We start from the raw sequence: 410 nt of genomic DNA, 5'->3' as shown, positions 1-410 counted from the left end.
AATGGCACTTTTAACAGTAGGATATTCTTCAGTAGCGAGTGCTTCAACAGGAACATTGACAAAGGAAGAAGCAGCGCAAATGCAGCAAGATAAAGCTAAAAAAGAAGAAGCAATTAAGGAACAGCAAAAAAGTGAAATAGAGAAAAAGGAAGCGGCACAAGTACAAGAAAAAAATGATATGGCTAAAGAAGAGGAAGCAATAAAAGCTGAGAAAAAAAGTGAAGAAGAGAAAAAGAGAATAGCGCAAGAACAGTTAAAAAACGATATGGCCAAAAAAGAAGCAGCTATAGAAGCTGGGCAAAAGAATGAAGTAGCTAAAAAAGAAGTAGCCAAGCCAGTTGTACAAGGTGAAAAATTGCCAAACACGGCATCAAATAACGTGGTAATGATGGGATTAAGTGCAGCCCTTG

The 410-nt window shown here is 37.6% G+C and carries 1 protein-coding gene; it reads left to right on the top strand.

The genetic code is table 11. The features are described from left to right. Position 1: 1 nt before the first annotated feature. Positions 2 to 410, top strand: a 409-nt coding sequence (locus tag MR160_RS34035; protein ID WP_242299241.1) for a cell surface protein, incomplete at its 3' end; no start/stop codon positions are given.

This window comes from Bacillus cereus group sp. BfR-BA-01382 (assembly GCF_022663475.1).
GTDB classification, from domain to species: Bacteria; Bacillota; Bacilli; order Bacillales; family Bacillaceae_G; genus Bacillus_A; species Bacillus_A thuringiensis_S.
Note: the sequence above shows the minus strand (reverse complement) of the source record. Positions and strands in the feature narration are given on the sequence as shown.